This window comes from Mesorhizobium sp. WSM4817, from assembly GCF_055811135.1.
In genome coordinates this window covers 1-268 of sequence record NZ_JBVVQQ010000161.1, presented here as the reverse complement: position 1 = coordinate 268, position 268 = coordinate 1, and the positions used below count along the sequence as shown (strand labels likewise).

Sequence of the window (268 nt, the reverse complement as noted above, 5' to 3'; positions counted from 1 at the left end):
ATGTCGATGCGGCCGACCGGCTGGCCTGCATCGGCAACCATCGCCCGCAGCAATGCCAAAAGATAGCCGCGCTGCCGCTCGATCGTCGCTTCGTCGAACAGCGCCGTGGCATAGCCAAATGTTCCGGCGATCTCCTCGCCATGCTCGCCAAGGTCGAGCTCCAGATCGAACTTGACCTGATCATACCCCTCCCCGGCAGCCTCCACACTCAGCCCCGGCAGGTCCAATGACCCGACGGTGTTGTTCTTCCAGGCCAGCATCACCTGGA

The 268-nt window shown here is 62.7% G+C and carries 1 protein-coding gene; it reads right to left on the bottom strand.

Annotation, left to right across the window (positions count from 1 at the left end):
• Nucleotides 1-268 (bottom strand): condensation domain-containing protein (locus tag AC0L2K_RS35205; protein WP_473533686.1); only part of this gene is annotated, 268 nt, incomplete at both ends.